We start from the raw sequence: 16,972 nt of genomic DNA on the forward strand, positions 1-16,972 counted from the left end.
CGGGGCATGACGTCGTCACTCGCGGATGGAGCGCGCCGCGCTCACACGCTCATCGACATGGACGAGCCGGCAGCCGCTGAGGCGCCTTGCCCCTGCCCGCCTTGCTGCTGCATCAGTTGCGCAAACAGATCGTAAGCCGAAGTACGGGACGAGTTCGCGCCCGGCACGGTCGTCGACATCTTGAAGCCGTCGGCATAGGTGACGGTGGTGGTGGTCGAGCCGTCGGCTGCGGTCGTCGTGGTCGAGGTCGATCCGCCGCTCGACGACGAGGAGGAGGAATCCGAGCCGCTGCCGGACGCATCGCCCGCGCCCTGCGCGTGGTGGTGACCGCCGTGATGGCCGCTCTTCAGCGCCTTCGACATCTCGTCGAGGTTGACGCTGCCGTCGGAATTCGAATCCATCTTCGAGAACACGTCGTCGGCCTGCGCCAAATTGGTGCCGCCGGCCCCGAGCGCGTTCTCGAATTCGGACTTGGTGATGTCGCCGTCGGCGTCGAGCTGCGAGAACAGGTCCTTCAGCGCGGCATCCCGGCTCGTCGAGGAGGTCGAGCTCGACGAGGTCGCTGTCGTCGCGCTGCCGGTCGCGTCCGATGACTGGCTCTGCGCCGCGAACAGCGCGTTCATCGTCTCCGGCGAGATCTGCGGATATTTGCCCGCATTGACCGACGAGGTCGCGCCGGTCGTGGTGTTATTGCTGCTGTCGATCGCGAACGGATTGGTCGACGCACTTTGCGAAGACCCCGTCTTCTGGGTCGACGAGGACGATTTCGAGTTCGTCAGCGACTGGATCGCGTCGAGCGCGGTCGAGACGGCACCAAGGGCGAACAACATTGCACAACTCCAACCGGTGCGGCACGCCGCGGCCAATGTTCTGGCGGTGAAGTCAGCAAGCGTCGTGCCAGCGGGAAAAGCTCAATGAATTCCGCCCTCACCCCGCTTGGCGCGGCCCGGGAACACCGGCAATTCGTGCCGGCCGCGGCAGAAATTTCCGCCCACAGGAAGCACGCCTCCCCTGCATTGCCCGCCACGGAGGCCCATGTTAGGCGGGGCTGATCCTTCACGGCCGCCACGGGAAACCGCGCCATGACCCAAGCCTTCGCTCCCCGCCCCCTCGCCATCGCGCCCTCGATCCTGGCCTCCGATTTCTCCAAGCTCGGCGAGGAGGTGCGTGCGGTGGACGCCGCCGGCGCCGACTGGATCCATCTCGACGTGATGGACGGGCACTTCGTTCCGAACATCTCCTACGGCCCCGACGTCATCAAGGCGATGCGCCCTCACACCAAGAAGATCTTCGACGCGCATCTGATGATCTCGCCTTGCGATCCCTATCTCGAGGCCTTCGCCAAGGCTGGCTGCGACCACATCACCGTGCATGCGGAGGCCGGTCCCCATCTGCACCGCTCGCTCCAGGCGATCCGCGCGCTCGGCAAGAAGGCCGGCGTCTCGCTCAATCCGGGCACGCCGATCAGCGCGCTCGAATACGTCCTCGACCTCGTCGACCTCGTGCTGGTGATGTCGGTCAATCCCGGCTTCGGCGGCCAGGCCTTCATCCCCTCCGCGATCGGCAAGATCCGCGACATCCGCGCGATGACGGCGGGTCGTCCCATCGACATCGAGGTCGATGGCGGCGTCGGCCCTGACGTCGCAGGTCCCCTCGCCGCAGCCGGCGCCAACGCCTTCGTCGCCGGCACCTCGGTGTTCAGGGGCGGCACGCAGGACGCCTACAAGGCCAACATCGCGGCGATCCGCAACGCTGCGCTTGGGGCACGCGGCGAAGCGATCTGAAGGCTGTTTCAGCGCCCGCAAGACCTGCGGCTTCTACGGGTGCTGCAGGGCGCAATGCCTAAAATTGCAACCTCAGTCCGTACTCCTCCGGGCTTCCCTGATTCGCGCAAATCACCGCTAGTGATTCCTGCCTGTTTTCGCGGGAGCACATCATGACGACGACCCTGGTTTGGACTGGCGTGGCGTTGTGGATCGGTTTTTGTGCGTTTGTTGTGTTTGGCCCATCGGCCGGACCGGTACAGGTCCCGGCACGTTCGGATCGTCGCATCCGTCGCAATCGGATCTGACATCGTGCAGTTCGCGCTCGTGAAGCGTCAGCCGAAGCGCAGGTGCCGCATCCCGCGGCGCCCGCATCCGGACCTCGACTATTTCTTCGGCCGTCTCGAACGCACCGAAGGCGAGATGCGCGACGACACCGGGCCCGACACGGCGGACCTGGATCGCCCGCTCCGGTCACCGCGCCGACACTAAAATCTCTGCTGGACTAACCCTGATGAACCGCACTGTCCGAACTGCCTGAAGGAAATGACCAAGGCATCAGCGTCGCGTAATCTGTTCAACTGCGAGCCGTGCCGCGAGATCATCCAGTATTTTGGCGGCAGTGCGGATCACGGCGAGGCCGGCCCGCAATTCTCCTGGCCGATCCGCCGCAAGCGCTCCGGCCACACCGCCCACGCGGCGTGATCTTTCCTAGAGCATGATCCGGAAAAGTGCGCAGCGGTTTTCCGAAAAGATCATGCTCAAACAACAACCTAAAGCGCGATGACGATTCATTCTGATCTCATCGCGCTTTAGCCCCACACGACGCCGGCGCCTGGTTTCGGAGCAGCCATCCGCGGCGGCCGCACCACGGTGACGGTGCAGGCCGCTTCGGCGGCCACCTTGGCCGAGACGCTGCCGAGCAGCGTGCGGCGGAACGAGCTCTGCCGCGCACCGATGATGACGTGGTCGACCTGGTTGACCTCGGTGAACTCGAGCAGCGCCGCTGCGGGATCGACCGCCTCCAACACATGAACCGTCAGCCGGCTCTCATCCAGCTTGAGCGGCGTCGCCCAATGCCTGAGCGCGACCAGGCGGTCGATATGCTTGTTGGAGCCCTGCTCGTCCAGCGTCTTGTCGATGGCGATCCGGTTCAGCTTCAGCACGTTGACACAGGCGAGCCGTGCCGAGGGCAGCGTCGCAAGAATGCGCTCGGTGGTGACGCGCAATGCCTCGTTCAGCTCGGGAGCGCCTTCCGCCGTGTCGAGCGCGACCGCAACGATCGGGCTGGAGGCGATCTGCGCGGCGACATCCGCCTTGGCGCGCGGCTGCATGACGCCCTCGTTGAAGCGGCGCCGCCACGCCACGCTGAGGGGATCGCGCTTCAACCGCTCCGAGCGTGTCGTCAGCCTGACCTTATCCGGATGGGCGAGATCGAAGGCGAGCTGGGATGCGGTCGGATAGCGCCACACCGGCTCGATCTCGAGGCACCGCAGCACCACCTCCTGGAGCCAGGGCGGATAATCCGCGCGGAGTGCGCGAGGCGGATGCGGATCACGCCATAGCCTGCGCCGCATCGCGCGCAGCGTCTCGCCCTCGCCGAAGGGACGCTCGCCCGTGGTGAAGAAATAGAGCAGCACACCGAGCGAAAACAAATCACTGCGCGGATCGTCGCGCACGCCCAAGAGCCGTTCCGGCGCCATATAGGGCGCGGTGCCGTAAGGCAGGCGAAACTCCTCCTGCAACAAATCAGGCAGATGGTCGTGATGCGACAGGCCGTAGTCGATCAGCACCGCTTCTCCGCTGTCGCGGAACATGATGCTGCTCGGCTTGATGTCGTGATGGATCACGTTCTGCCGGTGCAGGTCGGCGAGCGCGGTCGCGACCTTGGCAACGAGCTGCCGCGCCTCGTCGTAAGGCAGCGGCAGATCCGGCAGCCGCTTGTAGAGCGTCGTGCCGACGATGCGCTCGATCACGACATGGGCCTGATGCGCGAAATCGCCGGTGCCGAAACAGGTCGGCACATGCGGCCCGGCGAGCCGCGGCAGGATCATCATCTCCATCTCGAACGAGACGATCGCCGCAGGGTCCTCGCCCTCCGACACCCGCGGAATCTTCATCAGCAGCGGCACGTCGATGCCGGGATGGGTGACGGTCCACAGCGTCGCCATGCCGCCGGCATGGACGCATTCGCCGATCGTGTAGCCGTCGATGACGGCGCCTGACTTGACCAGGGATTTGGGCATCGCCGTCAGCGCCCCTGCGACAGCCGGTCGGCGAGCCAGGGCGGCAGGCCGTTCTCGCGGATCCTGCCGGCAGCGCTCTCGATATCATAGGGCGCGCGGCAATAGGTGATCTCGCACGAATTCGTGTCGAACAGCACGAAGGCCGCCGACGGATCGCCGTCGCGGGGTTGGCCGACCGAGCCGAGCACGGCCAGCCATTGCCGCCCGTGCAGCAGCGGGACGGTGACATCGGTTTTCGGCACGAGGCTCGTCATCTTCGCCGTCACCGACATCGAATAGAGCGCGGGACGGTGGATGTGGCCGCAGAAGGTGACGTGGGCAGGCGTCGAGATCAGGCTCTTGGCGGCTTCTGCGGTCGAACGCACATAGGTCCAGCGCTGGGGGCTGGAGGCTTCCGAATGCACGAACAGGCAGCCGCTGTCCTCCACCATCATCGGCAATTCGGCCAGGAACCGCCGCTGCGCAATGTCGAGCCGGCCGCGGGTCCATTCGATCGCGATCTGCGCCTCGGCATTCATGCTCTCGGTCTTGGTGTTGACGGCCTCGTCATGATTGCCGCGGACGGCGATAGCGCCCTCCCCGACCAGCTCCATCGCGGTCTCCACAACCCATTCCGGATCGGCGCCGTAGCCGACGAAATCGCCGAGCAGCACGAACCGCTCCGCACCCCTGGCGCGGGCAGCCTTCAGGCAGGCCTCGAATGCCTGCCTGTTGCCGTGGATATCCGAGAAAACCGCGAGAAGCACGCACCCTCCACCCTCAGATTCTTATTGGAAGCCGATAAGGCCAAATTGAGGGACGTCAAGAAGATGCGCCAGCGCGGCGCGGTTTACCAGCGCAGCCCTGAGGCGATGGTGAAGAGCCTATTGCTCGTCTTTCGGGGGCATCCGGGGCGGCGGCAGCGGGGTGAACACGGCGCCTTGCGCGCCGGCCGGCGGAGCGATGAATTCGCCGGTCGAGGAATCGCCGCCGCTGGTCTCCATGATGGTCTTGGGCGTCACATATTCGCGGACCATGTCGATGAGGCTGCCGTCGCCACCGCCGAAATCGGCGGCGCGGCCGCCTTGCGGATGGCCGAGCGCGATCTCGTTTTCCGCCGCATGGGTCTTGTCGGCGAGCCGGTCGTCGTAGGGCACACGGAAAGCGCGTGGGATGCCGCTCGGGCGATTGTCCTCGTCGAGCTGCTCGACCCAGAGATAGATCGAGCCAGAGTCGCCCTCCAGCGAATGCGGCTCGACGATGCGGGACTTCAGAAGCTTGAAGGTCGCCGGCAGCCGGTCCGTGCTGGCCCAGCCGAGCAGCCCGCGCATCTCGCTGAAGCTGACGACATAGAACGCGCTGGTGACGACCACCGCGACCGCCTTGAACGACCAATGCAGCCGCGCATAGACCAGCACGACCAGCAACAGCGCGCCGATCACGGCATAGGCGACCGAGAGCGTGAGGATGACCGTTTGCAGACTAGTCACGGCGCACCCTCGTAGCGTTCCTACTCACACCGGTCCTTGGATCGAGATCGGCCCCATTGCGCCAGGTGCTGCGAAAGGTCTCCATCAGCGATTTCGGCCGTTGGCTCACATCGATGACCTTGCCTTCGGCATCGAGCCGGAACCGTACCGCGGTCTTCTCGTCGCCGGTGTGGTCGAGCGTGAACTTGTTGTCGAAGACCACCTGCGCAGTCGGATTGAGTTTCTGTACCTTCACATTGGCCGTCACCGGCTCGCCGGTCGTGGCGACGAAATGCGAGACGTTGACGGTGTATTCGCCGGCGATGATGCCGCGCAGCGTGACGATCTCCTCGCGGATCGGCGAAGCGATCTTCTTGCCGGCGACCATGATGAAGTCGTTGGCCCCGCCGCGGTCGTCGCGATCGAGGGTGAGGAAGCCGGCCTCGCGGTGCCGATACCAGGCGATGTTGCCGGCGGGGTCCTGCACGAACAGGTCGAGATCGTCGGGATGATTATCCGGCCAGTCCAGCGTGATCATGAACTCGGCCTTGGAGTCGATCTTGCCGTCCTTGGCATCCGGCGAGATCGCGAGCAGTGCCAGGAAGAACAGGAAGGCGATCACCTGGAGCGCCTTGAACAGCATCACGCCCAGCGGATCGAACGGCTCCTCGCGCGGATAGAGACCAAAGTCATCCATCATGACGCGGTCCCAGCGCCTTTACGTTCCAGCACCGGCGTCACATAGGTCTCGGTCAGTACCACCGCGTCCGAGAACACCCGCTGGGTCGCGGCATCGAGCATGTAGTACTGGATGCGGACCAGGATCGAGCCGACGAGGCCTGCCAGCGTCGTGTACATCGCGACCGCCATGCCATCGCTCATCAGTCCCATCGAGGAGCGCATCGCGACCTTGTCGGCAGCGTCCAGCCCGGCGATCGGCGCCAGCATGATGATGAAGCCGATGATGGTGCCGAGCAGGCCGAGCTTCATCAGCGTGTCCGAGACGAAGGCGCCGAACCCGTTGGAGCCGCGCAGGCGGTCGGCGAGCGTCCGCAGCAGCAGCGTCTGGTCGACCGGACGGTAATCCTGCGCCGCCGCCTTGGTCACGAGGCTTGCGATGTGATCGCGCACCAGGCCGCGCGGCAGCGCGGCGCCGCCCGCATCGAGCGCCTTGCTGCCCTCGGGCGCCGCGAGCGCGTCGCGGCAACGCCGCGCCGCCGCCCCCTCACGCGCGATCGCCCGGGTCCGCAGGAAGCAGTGGCCGCAGGTCAGGACGTAGAGCAGCGCGATGACGCTCGAAATGTAGGTCCGGTCCGAGGTCAACATCAGACGGATCAGGCCGAACCGCCACAGCAGCACGACGGCGAAGATCGAAAGCCCGGTGAAGATCATCCAGAGCAGGAGCGCGCTGCGCTCGGACGGGTCGGCCGGCTGCCGCACCATCGGTCCAATCGTCATCGAGCTCATGCTGCACTGCTCCCGGCTTGCAGGCACCGGCCTGCAAAGATTCCACCCCCGATTAGATCAAAACCGCCGCGCCCGGTCCAAAGACCCATGCCCAATCCGGCTTGGGAAATTTGCCCGAGCTGCAATCCTGCCGTTCCCCGCAATTGGCAACGCGCGGCGGCGTTGTTAGGCTGAGCTTACCAAACGTCGGGGATGATCGCATGCGCCTCGTGCTTCAGCTTGTCGCCCGTCTGCTTCTGATCGTTGCGCTGTGCCTTGGCGCGGCGACCATATGGGCCACGTTCGATGCCTATCGCAGCGTCGACCGGGCGACTGCGGCCTCGGCGCAGCGGGTCGCACAAGCGCTTCAGGCATTGTATTGGCACGAGTTCTTGTTGCGTAGCAGCAGAACGCGCGAGCAGCTTTTGCCGGTTCCGGAGTGGCGCACGCTGGAGACGATGAAGCTGATCTCGCCCGGCGTCTGCATCGAGTTCCAACCCGCCATCGCGTTCGAAAAGCCGCTCTGCGGCCAGAGCCAGGGGATCGGCAGAGCGCCGCCGCGCTGGTTCGCATCGATCGTGCCGACCTTCCTCGGCAGCCACGCCGAAGTGGTGCGGCCGGTCAGCCCCCGCGCGGCGTCTGCCGGGACCGTCGTCGCTAGTCCCGACGCCGCGGCCGCGATCTCGCTGGCCTGGGAGTACGTTCTCAACGTCATCGACGTGGCGCTGTTGATGGCGGCAGCGATCGCGATCCTGGCCTCGCTTGCGATCGCGCATGCGCTGGCGCCGGCGCGCGCCATCGTCACCGCCTTGCAGCGCATGGCGCGGGGCCAATATCGCACAAAGCTGCCGCGCTTCCGCTCGATGGAGCTGGCCATGATCGGCAACGCCGTCGGCGAGCTCGGCGGCCGGCTGGAGGAAGCAACCGAGCAGCGCGCCGCGCTGACGCGGCGGCTGATCGAGATCCGCGACGACGAGCGCCGGGCGCTCGCCCGCGAGCTGCATGACGAGTTCGGACAAAACCTCTCCGCCATCCTCGCCTTCGCCAACACGATCGAGACGGCAAGCACGAAGGAGAGCAAGGACAGCGGTATCGCGCAGGACGCGCGCATGATCTCGCAGGCCACCCATCATCTGATGGCCTCGCTGCGCGACGCGTTGAAGCGGCTGCGCAATCCCCTGCCCGAGGAGCTGGGGCTGGAAGCAAGCCTTGTCAATCTCGTCGACAGCTGGCGCTCGCAGAGCGCGGCGCGGCCGACCATCCAGCTCGACCTCCGGGGCGATCTCACGGATGTGCGGGGCCCTGCCGCCACCACCGCCTATCGCGTCGCCCAGGAATGCCTGACCAACGCGCTCCGCCACGGTTCCGCGCGCGAGATCTCCTTGCGGATCGAGCGGCGCGCCGGTGACGACGACGCGCTGCTGATCCGCGTCGAGGACGACGGCGGCGGCGATGCGGAACGCGTCGCACAGTCGGCCGGCTTCGGCCTCACCGGCATCCGCGAGCGCGTCACGGCGGCCGGCGGATCGCTGTCGATCCTGCCTGCGCGCGGCGGCCTCAGCGTCGCCGCGACCATTCCGCTCGCCGCGTGAGGCCAAAATGAGCGACGTCGCAGCAACAGGCATCTCCGTGCTGCTGGTGGACGACCACCCGATCGTCCGCCAAGGTTACCGCCGCGTGCTGGAAAGCCAGGGCGATCTCCACGTCGTCGCCGAAGCCGACAACGCCGCCGATGCCTATGGCGCCTTCAAGGCGCACGATCCTGACGTCGTCGTGCTCGATATCTCGATGCCCGGCGCCAGCGGGCTGGAGGCGATCCGCAACATCCGCGCGCGCAATCCGCGGGCACGCATCCTCGTCTTCACCATGCACAACGAGGCCGTGCTGGTGAAGGCCGCGTTTGGTGCCGGCGCCTCCGGCTTCGTCACCAAGAGCAGCGAGCCGTCTGCGGTCGTCACCGCAATCCGCGGCGTCGCCCGCGGCGAACGCGCCATGAGCGACGACATCGCGCATATCTTGGCCGAGGAAAGCCTCTCGCCGACCGGCTCAGCGCTGGATCAATTAGGTGAGCGCGAAATCGAGATCCTGCGCCAGTTCGCCGGCGGCGCCACCACCGAGCAGATCGCGACGCATCTCAATCTCAGTGTGAAGACGGTGCAGAACTATCACTATTTGATCAAGACCAAGACCGGCGCGCGCACCGACGCACAACTGGTGCGGCTGGCCGCAAGCTGCGGGCTGACGCGGATTTAGCAGCAGACCTGCCGGATTACCTCGAATGACATGAAATTTCTCAATCTGCCGAGCGAATTGGAACGTAGACTATTCCATTGCGGTTATCAGCAGAGTGGAGGAGTAGGTCATGAGTAAGGGTCATCCCAAGGCCGTCGCCCATCCCCCGATCATCACAGTCGGTGATCTCATCGACGAACTCTGCCGCCTGCCGGATACTGCCGTCGTCCACTTCCGCTGCCCCATGCTCGACCAGGAACTCACATTCGAGCGCCTTCGAAAGCGGTCGAAGGATGATGTCGAAATCGCGATCAATGCGGCTCCGGGGAGTCCGCGGGTCGCACCACCGTCCGACGCCGCGTTTCGCGCGCGAACGCCTTCGCCATCGCTTCACAATGGCGCTCTTCTTCACAAGGCAAGAGGTTGATTGCCGCAGCGGGTATTTGACCGCTGCCGCGGTCTAGCAGGCCTTCAACCCGCGCAGCAGCAGCGCGAGGGTCGCGTCCACGCGCGCCGGCAGCTCCGCATCCTTCCACTCGTCGGCATGGGCCGGATGGTGGAAGCGGCTGGTTCCATCGAAGACCGCGCGCGCGGTGACCTTGACGTCGTCCACGGCGAACACGCCCTGCTTGACGCCGTCGGCCAGGATCGCCGCGATCTGATCGATCATCGTGTCCTTGTGGCACTTCACGGCGGCGCAGGCTTCGCGCGCCAGCGTCAGGTAAGTCTCGAACATTTCGGGGTCGTCAAGCACGCGCGAACGCTTGGCCGCGAACAGCGTCCGCAGCCAACGGTCGAGCCTGTCAGGCGCCGGGCCCTGCTCCTCGGCGATCGCCAGGAGCGGTGCGTCGATGCGATCCAGCCAGCGTTTGGCGACGGCCTCGCGCAGCGAGGCCTTGCTCGGGAAATGGCGATAGACGCTGCCGTGGCTCACATCGAGCGCACGGGCAACGTCGACAACGGTGGCCTTGGCAAGTCCGTAGCGCCTGAGCACGTCCTCAGTGACTTCGAGGATCCGCTCCGGCGTCAGGATAACGGCTTCATTCATGCCAGCACCTTGTTCCCGTTCAGGGTTCATCCGGCGACGGCGCTATTTCCGAAGCGCCCCTTGCCGGTCGTTCGGAAAGCTCTCGCCTTAATGAGGCAGTTTTGCAGCCTGCGCCGCGATCTGGCGCGCAACCAGCAAATTGAGCCAATGCCCAATCGTGCCGGTGAAGTTGATGATTTCGGTCGTCATTGTCTTAAGTCTCCATTCGGCCGCGGTCCCCACCCCAATTACGACCCTCGATCTAGCTTGTTACGGACCTTGGGCTCCCGGGAGGGATGACCGCGGGACGCCCAATCGGAGCGTCCGCGAATGGATATACACGTCTCGCTGACAGATTTCAATATCTGTCAGTCAATGATCCGTGATTGACAGTTAATTTTTGCGGGGTGGCCCCGGCCAGCCTGCCGACATCCGGGGGCTGGTCCGTCCGGGGGCTGGTCCGGTGGATAGCTCGACGATCGCCTCCCACCAGCACCCAGACCGTTTGTTTCGCCTTCACCGCTCTGGTAAATCACGGCGTAAAAAGCATTTTGGCAGGTCGCGTCCCCCTCGGGCCGCCCGCCCACCTCCTGGAGCCGTCCAATGATCCCCCGCTATACCCGTCCCGAAATGGCCTCGATCTGGGAGCCGCAGACCCGGTTCAAGATCTGGTTCGAGATCGAGGCGCATGCGGCGGACGCCCTCGCCGAGCTCGGCACCATTCCCAAGGAAGCCGCCAGGACGGTCTGGGCCAAGGCCAAGGACGCCACTTTCGACGTCGCCCGCATCGACGAGATCGAGCGCGAGACCAAGCACGACGTCATCGCCTTCCTCACCCACCTCGCCGAGATCGTCGGCCCCGAAGCGCGCTTCGTACACCAGGGCATGACCTCCTCCGACGTGCTCGACACCTGCCTCAACGTCCAGCTCACCCGCGCCGCCGACCTCCTGCTCGCCGACCTCGACAAGGTGCTGGCCGCGCTGAAGAAGCGCGCCTTCGAGCACAAGATGACGCCGACCATCGGCCGCAGCCACGGCATCCATGCCGAACCCGTCACCTTCGGCCTCAAGCTCGCTTATGCCTATGCCGAATTCACGCGCGCCAAGGAGCGCCTGATCGCGGCGCGCAAGGAGGTCGCGACCTGCGCCATCTCCGGCGCCGTCGGCACCTTCGCGCAGATCGATCCGCGCGTCGAAGAGCATGTCGCCAAAGCCATGGGTCTCGTGCCCGAACCGATCTCGACGCAGGTGATCCCGCGCGACCGCCATGCGATGTATTTCTCGACGCTGGGCGTGATCGCCTCCTCGGTCGAGCGCATCGCGGTGGAAATCCGTCACATGCAGCGCACCGAGGTGCTCGAGGCCGAAGAGTTCTTCTCGGAGGGACAGAAGGGCTCCTCCGCGATGCCGCACAAGCGCAACCCGGTGCTGTCGGAAAACCTCACCGGCCTGTCCCGCATGGTGCGCGCCTATGTGACACCGGCGCTGGAGAACGTCGTGCTCTGGCACGAGCGCGACATCTCGCACTCCTCCGCCGAGCGCATGATGGGCCCGGACGCAACCGTGACGCTCGACTTCGCGCTGGTCCGCCTTGCTGGCCTGATCGACAAGCTGCTGGTGTACCCCGCCAACATGCAGAAGAACCTCGACCGCCTCGGCGGACTTGTTCACTCACAACGCGTGCTGCTGGCGCTGACTCAGAAGGGCGCGAGCCGCGAGGATTCCTACAAGCTCGTGCAGCGCAACGCCATGCCGGTCTGGCGCGGCGAAGGCGACTTCCTCCAGCTCCTGAAGAAGGACACGGAGGTGAAGAAGTATCTCAACGACGCCGAGCTCGAGGAGCTGTTCGACCTCGGCTATCACCTCAAGCACGTCGATACGATCTTCAAGCGCGTGTTCGGCGAAAGCTGAGCGCCGCTGCCGTAGCCCGGGTGAGCGCAGCGATACCCGGGACATCTCTTGCGACGGATCCCGGATGTCGCATCGCTCATCCGGGCTACAACAATCAAGAACGGATCACCCTCATGCCCATCGTCAACCGCATCGCAGCCCTCTCCGACGAAATGGCCGCATGGCGCCATGACTTCCATGAGAACCCCGAGCTGCTCTACGAAGTCCACCGCACTGCAGGCATCGTCGCCGACCGGCTGCGCGAGTTCGGCTGCGATGAGGTGGTGACGGGCATCGGCCGCACCGGCGTCGTCGGCGTGATCCGCGGCCGCAAATCCGCCTCCGGCAAGACCATTGGCCTGCGCGCCGACATGGACGCGCTGCCGATCATGGAAACCGCCGATGTGCCCTACGCCTCGAAGATTCCGGGCAAGATGCACGCCTGCGGCCATGACGGCCACACCGCGATGCTGCTCGGCGCCGCGAAGTACCTCGCCGAGACGCGCAATTTCGACGGCACCGCGATCGTGATCTTCCAGCCCGCCGAGGAAGGCGGCGGCGGTGGCAAGGCCATGGTCGAGGACGGCCTGATGACGCGCTGGAACATCGACCAGGTCTACGGCATGCACAACATGCCTGGCCTGCCCGAAGGCCATTTCGCCACCACGCCGGGGCCGATGCTCGCCTCCTCCGACAACATCCGCATCACCGTCCGCGGCAAGGGCGGCCATGCCGGCGCCACCCCGCACCAGGCGATCGACAGCGTCCTGATTGGCTCGCAGATCGTGAACGCGCTGCAATCGATCGTCGCGCGCAACATCGATCCGCTGAAATCGGCGGTGATCTCGGTCACGCAGTTCCACGCCGGCACCGCCTTCAACATCATCCCCGAGACCGCCGAGCTCAGCGGCACCGTGCGCACGCTCGATCCTGAGGTGCGCGATCTCGTCGAGCGCCGCATCGGCGAGGTCGCCGACAGCGTCGCCCGCGCCTATGGCGGCACGGCGGAGACGAAATACTCGCGCATGTATCCGGTGACGATGAATCATGCGCACGAAGCCGGCGTCGCCGCCGAGGTTGCCCGCGACATCGTCGGTGCCGAGCGCGTCAACGACCGCTTCATCCCGATGATGGGCGCGGAGGATTTCTCGTTCATGCTGGAGGCGCGCCCCGGCGCCATGGTGCTGGTCGGCATGGGGGACAGCCCGGCGTGCCACCACCCGGCCTACGTCTTCAACGACAACATCCTCGGCCACGGCGCCTCGTTCTGGGTACGCCTGATCGAAACGGCGATGCCGGCGGGGTAGAACATTACGTTCATCGTAGCCCGGGTGAGCGAAGCGACACCCGGGGCAGCTTTATGCACAATCGAGACGCCATCCCGGATATCGCTCCGCTCATCCGGGCTACGACACTACGCCGTTCACCCCTCATACTGCAGCACGTGCATCCCGGCATTCCAGTCTGACACGAACATCATCCCGTCCGGCCGGACATAGGCGTCGCACGTCTTCGCCGCGAGCGCGACGTTCGGGCGGGGATCGACCAGCTTCTTCGGCGTCGGCGGCACCCAATACGCGATCTCCCGGGGTGCAAAGGCGTCCTTGATGTCGAACACCCTCACCCCCGCATTGTTGTAGGTCGCGAAAATCGTCTCCTCGCTCTGGAACGAGCCTGGGCGGTTCTCGTGCAGATTATGCGGACCGAACGTGCCGTTGGTGCAGAAGTCGCGGTCGCGCGGCGTCGGCAGGGTTGCGATCGGCACCGGATTTTGCGGCGCGCGCACGTCGAGCACGAATGTGTGGAACAGGCCCTTGGCGCATTGATCCGCATTGGCCTCGTCCGCGACGACCGCGAGCTGTCGCTTGGGCAGCGGCAGCGGCGTATGCGTGCCGCCGGCAAAGGGCGGCGACCAGTTGATGTGCGACAGCAGTTTTGGACTGGCGGGATCGCCGATGTTGTGGATGGTGAAGCCGCCGTCGCGCCAGGCCGCATAGCCGCGATCGCCCGCCGTGATCATGTGATGCAGCGCAAAGCGCTTGCCCTTCGGCGTCGCCGGCTCGCCGGCCGCGCGGTTCATCCCCGGCAGCCACCATTTCGCGACGATCTCCGGCTTCGTGATGGTCTTGAGATCGACCACGCACAGGATGTGGTCGGTGAAGCCGTCGAAATGCGCCGACACATAGGCGTAGCGGCCGCCCGGCCACCACAGCCGGTTGATGCCGAAGCCGGGCATTTCGAGGAACGCGATCTCGCGCATTTCGCCGGGCTTCGAGATGTCGTGGATCGAGAGGCCGGAGCGGAATTTCTTCGCCTTGGTGATGCTGTCGGCCAGCGTGTTCTCGAAATAGCCGCGCATGTTGTCGTAGGACTGCATCGCGACGATGTTGGCGCCGTTCGCAAGCAGCAGCATGTCTTCGGCCACCTGGAGATGGTGAGTGCGGGTGTATTGCCCTGCGGTGAAGAAATTGACCGGCTTGAGCGCGCGCGGATCGGAGGCGTCGAGGATGGTCACGCCGTCGCTGAACATATGCCCGACATAGATATGCTGCCGGTTGAACATCACCTGCACGCTGTCGGGCCGGCCACCGATGTCGCTGTAGGAGATGTACTTGATGCCCTTGCCGATGCCCTCCGGTGGAATGTCCGGCTCTGCAGCCCGCGCCGGTCCCGACCATCCAGCGAGCGCGGCGGCTCCGAACACGCCCGACAACTGTTGAAGGTGACGGCGGCGCGAGATTTGAAGCATCGGTTTCCCCCCTTTTTTGAGGGGATGATGCTCGCTTGGGGCGAGGCGTGCAAGCCTGGTGATGAGCCTCGCGTCGCCCGCCACCGTTATGCCTGCACCACCTCGTGCCGCATCACGAACGGCGCGAGCAGCGTGCGCACCTCGTCGGCGACCACTTCGCGCTGCTCCGGCGGCAGGCCCGCCAACGTGACGGTCGCGATCGAACCGTGGCTGCCATGTGCGCCGACCTTCACCTTGCAATCGATGCCGCGCTCGCTGAGCGGCGTCAGCACCTTCGTGAAGACACGCTGCGCCGCGTCCCAGCGCAGTTGCGGCTTGAACACTTTTCCGACGCCGGTGACCGGCATCGGGTCGATCGCAATCACCTGCACCGGCACCGCGGCACGCTCCGGCGTGCGCTCGCGCACCCAGGCCTCGAGCTCACCGGGCTCAACCGTCGCGCCCGGCTTGAGCTGCACGTAACCCACCGGCAGCTCGCCGGCATAGGCGTCCGGCTGGCCGACCACCGCGGCAAAGCCGACCGCGGGATGGCGGAACATGATCTCCTCGATCGGCGCCGGATCGATGTTGTGACCGCCGCGGATCACGAGATCCTTGGCGCGGCCGGTGATCCAGAGATAGCCGTCGGCATCAAGCCGGCCGAGATCGCCGGAATTGACCCAGACCTCGTCGACGAAGGCGCCCTTGTTGTGCTCGTCGTTGAGATAGCCGCCGAACACGCCGGGCCCGGCCATGACGACGACGCCGATCTCGTCGGGCGCGCAGTCGCGGATCAGGCGACCATCGGCATCGAGCTGCACGATGCGCACGCGCGCGTAAGGCATGGGAAGGCCGACCGAGCCGAGCCGGATCGGCCGCGAGGGATAGGCCAGCGTATGCACGCTCGACGTCTCGGTCATGCCGTAGACCTCGACCACGGGCAGCTTCAGCTTGTCCTGGATCGCCGAGCCCACCGCGACCGGGATCGCCGAGCCACCGCCGGCTGCATATTTCAGGCTCGAGATGTCCGCATTTCCCGGCGGCACCGCGAGCGTTGCGGCGAGCACGGTCGGCACGCTCGACAGCGCGTCCGGCTTGAACCGTTCGACCAGCCCCCAGATGTTCTTGACGGAGTTCGGATTGCGCCAGCCGCTCGGCGACAACACGACCAGCGAGCCGCCGGCCGACAGCGTCAGCAGCACCTGCGTCAGCGATCCGCCGACGTGAAACAGCGGCATGCCGAACAGCATGTTGGCGCCGGGCTTCGTCCTCAGCAGCAGATTGAGCGCCCAGGCCTGATAGACCTGGTTGGCGTGGGTGTGCCGCACCAGCTTCGGCGTGCCGGTGGTGCCGCCGGTGTGGAAATAGGCTGCGATGTCGCTGCCCGAAATCTTGCGCCCGCTGATAAGCCGGTCGGACGGCTGCTGCTTGATCAGGTCGTTGAATGCGAAAATTCCGTTGGCGGGATCGCCGCTACCGAACACCTGCACGACCACCTTGAGGTGCTTGAGCTGCGGCCTGATCTGCTCGACCTTCTGCCAGATGTCAGTGCCGGGCATCGGCCCGAGCGCCACCAGGATCTTGGTGTTCGCGGCCTCCAGTATCTCGGCGATCTGGTGCGGCTCGAGCAGCGGATTGACCGGATTGGCGATGCCCGCGGCCTCGGCGCCAAACAGCGTCACGAAGGCGTCGGGCACCAGCGGCAGCATAAAGGAGATGACGTCGCCCTTCTCCGCGCCGAGCGCGTGAAACATGTTGGCGGCCTGCGTGACGCGCGCGATGAAATCGCGGTAGCTCACCACGACAGGCGTATCGGCCGGATCGGCATTTTGCAGGAACTGGATCGCAGCGCCGTCGGGATTGCGCGCCGCACCTAGCCTGATGGCATCATTGGTGCTCTCGGCCGCAACGCGATCGGCGTAAGGGACCTGCTCGAAGGCTCGAACCTCTTCGTCGGTCGCCAGCTCCGGATAGTCGTTGCCAATGAAGCGATCGAGCGCGTGGATGCCCGCCATGGAATTCCGTCCTCCCTCAGATGCATTTCCCCGCCGCCTGTCTTTTCGACATTTTGGTTCGGCGAGGGTCCGACCGATGACCGGTCGAACGTGGACAGAATGATGGATGATTGGGCGTTCGTCCATGCTTTAACGGCTACGATCGTAGCACGCGTGTTCGAGACCTTTGAACCTCCA

General features: G+C 65.4%; 16 protein-coding genes. 7 read left to right on the forward strand and 9 right to left on the reverse strand.

The window, feature by feature from the left end; all coding sequences use genetic code 11:
* Positions 1–41: 41 nt before the first annotated feature.
* The gene (locus tag RAD16_RS30645; RefSeq protein ID WP_458161554.1) at positions 42–830 is read right to left on the reverse strand and encodes an EF-hand domain-containing protein; all 789 of its coding nucleotides are present in this window, start codon (positions 828–830) and stop codon (positions 42–44) included.
* 252 nt (positions 831–1,082) lie between these two features.
* Here RAD16_RS30645 and rpe point away from each other — a divergent pair, with 252 nt between their 5' ends.
* The 3 genes from rpe (at position 1,083) to RAD16_RS30660 (ending at position 2,468) form a co-directional block, all read left to right on the forward strand.
* Positions 1,083–1,784: a ribulose-phosphate 3-epimerase gene (gene rpe, locus RAD16_RS30650; RefSeq protein WP_458161555.1), complete on the forward strand. Its 702-nt coding sequence runs from the start codon at positions 1,083–1,085 to the stop codon at positions 1,782–1,784.
* A 291-nt stretch (positions 1,785–2,075) separates the two neighbouring features.
* Positions 2,076–2,255, forward strand: a complete 180-nt coding sequence (locus RAD16_RS30655; RefSeq protein WP_458161556.1) for a hypothetical protein — start codon at positions 2,076–2,078, stop codon at positions 2,253–2,255.
* A gap of 54 nt (positions 2,256–2,309) precedes the next feature.
* Positions 2,310–2,468, forward strand: coding sequence for a hypothetical protein (locus RAD16_RS30660; RefSeq protein WP_458161557.1), 159 nt, complete (start codon positions 2,310–2,312; stop codon positions 2,466–2,468).
* Between the two features lie 107 nt (positions 2,469–2,575).
* Here RAD16_RS30660 and RAD16_RS30665 read toward each other — a convergent pair whose 3' ends face one another.
* The 5 genes from RAD16_RS30665 to RAD16_RS30685 all read right to left on the reverse strand — a co-directional run bounded on the left by RAD16_RS30665 (position 2,576) and on the right by RAD16_RS30685 (position 6,924).
* Positions 2,576–4,009: a serine/threonine protein kinase gene (locus tag RAD16_RS30665; RefSeq protein ID WP_458161558.1), complete on the reverse strand. Its 1,434-nt coding sequence runs from the start codon at positions 4,007–4,009 to the stop codon at positions 2,576–2,578.
* Positions 4,010–4,014: 5 nt separating this feature from the next.
* Complete coding sequence (locus RAD16_RS30670) at positions 4,015–4,755, reverse strand: metallophosphoesterase family protein (RefSeq protein WP_458161559.1); 741 nt, start codon at positions 4,753–4,755, stop codon at positions 4,015–4,017.
* A gap of 117 nt (positions 4,756–4,872) precedes the next feature.
* Positions 4,873–5,478 (reverse strand): hypothetical protein, encoded by a 606-nt coding sequence (locus tag RAD16_RS30675; protein ID WP_458161560.1) that lies wholly within the window; start codon positions 5,476–5,478, stop codon positions 4,873–4,875.
* Positions 5,471–6,157 (reverse strand): hypothetical protein, encoded by a 687-nt coding sequence (locus RAD16_RS30680; RefSeq protein ID WP_458161561.1) that lies wholly within the window; start codon positions 6,155–6,157, stop codon positions 5,471–5,473. Before RAD16_RS30680 ends, RAD16_RS30675 begins: the two co-directional genes overlap by 8 nt.
* Positions 6,154–6,924: a MotA/TolQ/ExbB proton channel family protein gene (locus RAD16_RS30685; protein ID WP_458161562.1), complete on the reverse strand. Its 771-nt coding sequence runs from the start codon at positions 6,922–6,924 to the stop codon at positions 6,154–6,156. The genes RAD16_RS30680 and RAD16_RS30685 overlap by 4 nt, the downstream gene beginning before the upstream one ends.
* Before the next feature lie 200 nt (positions 6,925–7,124).
* On the opposite strand from RAD16_RS30685, the gene RAD16_RS30690 reads away from it, so the two are divergent.
* Both RAD16_RS30690 and RAD16_RS30695 read left to right on the forward strand, forming a co-directional pair.
* Positions 7,125–8,495 carry a sensor histidine kinase gene (locus tag RAD16_RS30690; RefSeq protein WP_458161563.1) on the forward strand — a complete coding sequence of 457 codons (1,371 nt, stop codon included), beginning with the start codon at positions 7,125–7,127 and terminating at the stop codon, positions 8,493–8,495.
* Positions 8,496–8,502: 7 nt separating this feature from the next.
* Positions 8,503–9,156 (forward strand): response regulator, encoded by a 654-nt coding sequence (locus RAD16_RS30695; RefSeq protein WP_458161564.1) that lies wholly within the window; start codon positions 8,503–8,505, stop codon positions 9,154–9,156.
* Between the two features lie 439 nt (positions 9,157–9,595).
* On the opposite strand, the gene RAD16_RS30700 is transcribed toward RAD16_RS30695, so the two are convergent.
* On the reverse strand, positions 9,596–10,183 hold the full coding sequence (locus tag RAD16_RS30700; protein ID WP_326904645.1) for a TetR family transcriptional regulator: 588 nt from the start codon (positions 10,181–10,183) through the stop codon (positions 9,596–9,598).
* Between the two features lie 582 nt (positions 10,184–10,765).
* On the opposite strand from RAD16_RS30700, the gene purB reads away from it, so the two are divergent.
* Positions 10,766–12,073, forward strand: coding sequence for an adenylosuccinate lyase (gene purB, locus RAD16_RS30705; RefSeq protein ID WP_458161565.1), 1,308 nt, complete (start codon positions 10,766–10,768; stop codon positions 12,071–12,073).
* A 113-nt stretch (positions 12,074–12,186) separates the two neighbouring features.
* Complete coding sequence (locus RAD16_RS30710) at positions 12,187–13,359, forward strand: M20 aminoacylase family protein (protein WP_458161566.1); 1,173 nt, start codon at positions 12,187–12,189, stop codon at positions 13,357–13,359.
* A gap of 116 nt (positions 13,360–13,475) precedes the next feature.
* Here the strand turns inward: RAD16_RS30710 and RAD16_RS30715 are convergent, their stop codons facing one another.
* Together RAD16_RS30715 and RAD16_RS30720 are read right to left on the reverse strand one after the other, a co-directional pair.
* Entirely contained in the window at positions 13,476–14,801 is a 1,326-nt protein-coding gene (locus RAD16_RS30715; RefSeq protein WP_458161567.1) for an LVIVD repeat-containing protein, read from the reverse strand.
* 86 nt (positions 14,802–14,887) lie between these two features.
* A complete protein-coding gene (locus RAD16_RS30720) occupies positions 14,888–16,795 on the reverse strand; it encodes an acyl-CoA synthetase (protein ID WP_458161568.1) in 1,908 nt (635 codons plus the stop codon).
* Positions 16,796–16,972 lie beyond the last annotated feature (177 nt).

The sequence above is a fragment of the Bradyrhizobium sp. 18BD genome, assembly GCF_054185225.1.

What these genes read in the sequence shown, in the direction of transcription:
- RAD16_RS30645 (WP_458161554.1), bottom strand. Translation starts at nt 830, where the DNA reads ATGTTGTTCGCCCTTGGTGCCGTCTCGACCGCGCTCGACGCGATCCAG.
- rpe (WP_458161555.1), top strand. Translation starts at nt 1,083, where the DNA reads ATGACCCAAGCCTTCGCTCCCCGCCCCCTCGCCATCGCGCCCTCGATC.
- RAD16_RS30660 (WP_458161557.1), top strand. Translation starts at nt 2,310, where the DNA reads ATGACCAAGGCATCAGCGTCGCGTAATCTGTTCAACTGCGAGCCGTGC.
- RAD16_RS30665 (WP_458161558.1), bottom strand. Translation starts at nt 4,009, where the DNA reads ATGCCCAAATCCCTGGTCAAGTCAGGCGCCGTCATCGACGGCTACACG.
- RAD16_RS30680 (WP_458161561.1), bottom strand. Translation starts at nt 6,157, where the DNA reads ATGATGGATGACTTTGGTCTCTATCCGCGCGAGGAGCCGTTCGATCCG.
- RAD16_RS30685 (WP_458161562.1), bottom strand. Translation starts at nt 6,924, where the DNA reads ATGAGCTCGATGACGATTGGACCGATGGTGCGGCAGCCGGCCGACCCG.
- RAD16_RS30690 (WP_458161563.1), top strand. Translation starts at nt 7,125, where the DNA reads ATGCGCCTCGTGCTTCAGCTTGTCGCCCGTCTGCTTCTGATCGTTGCG.
- RAD16_RS30695 (WP_458161564.1), top strand. Translation starts at nt 8,503, where the DNA reads ATGAGCGACGTCGCAGCAACAGGCATCTCCGTGCTGCTGGTGGACGAC.
- RAD16_RS30700 (WP_326904645.1), bottom strand. Translation starts at nt 10,183, where the DNA reads ATGAATGAAGCCGTTATCCTGACGCCGGAGCGGATCCTCGAAGTCACT.
- purB (WP_458161565.1), top strand. Translation starts at nt 10,766, where the DNA reads ATGATCCCCCGCTATACCCGTCCCGAAATGGCCTCGATCTGGGAGCCG.
- RAD16_RS30710 (WP_458161566.1), top strand. Translation starts at nt 12,187, where the DNA reads ATGCCCATCGTCAACCGCATCGCAGCCCTCTCCGACGAAATGGCCGCA.
- RAD16_RS30715 (WP_458161567.1), bottom strand. Translation starts at nt 14,801, where the DNA reads ATGCTTCAAATCTCGCGCCGCCGTCACCTTCAACAGTTGTCGGGCGTG.
- RAD16_RS30720 (WP_458161568.1), bottom strand. Translation starts at nt 16,795, where the DNA reads ATGGCGGGCATCCACGCGCTCGATCGCTTCATTGGCAACGACTATCCG.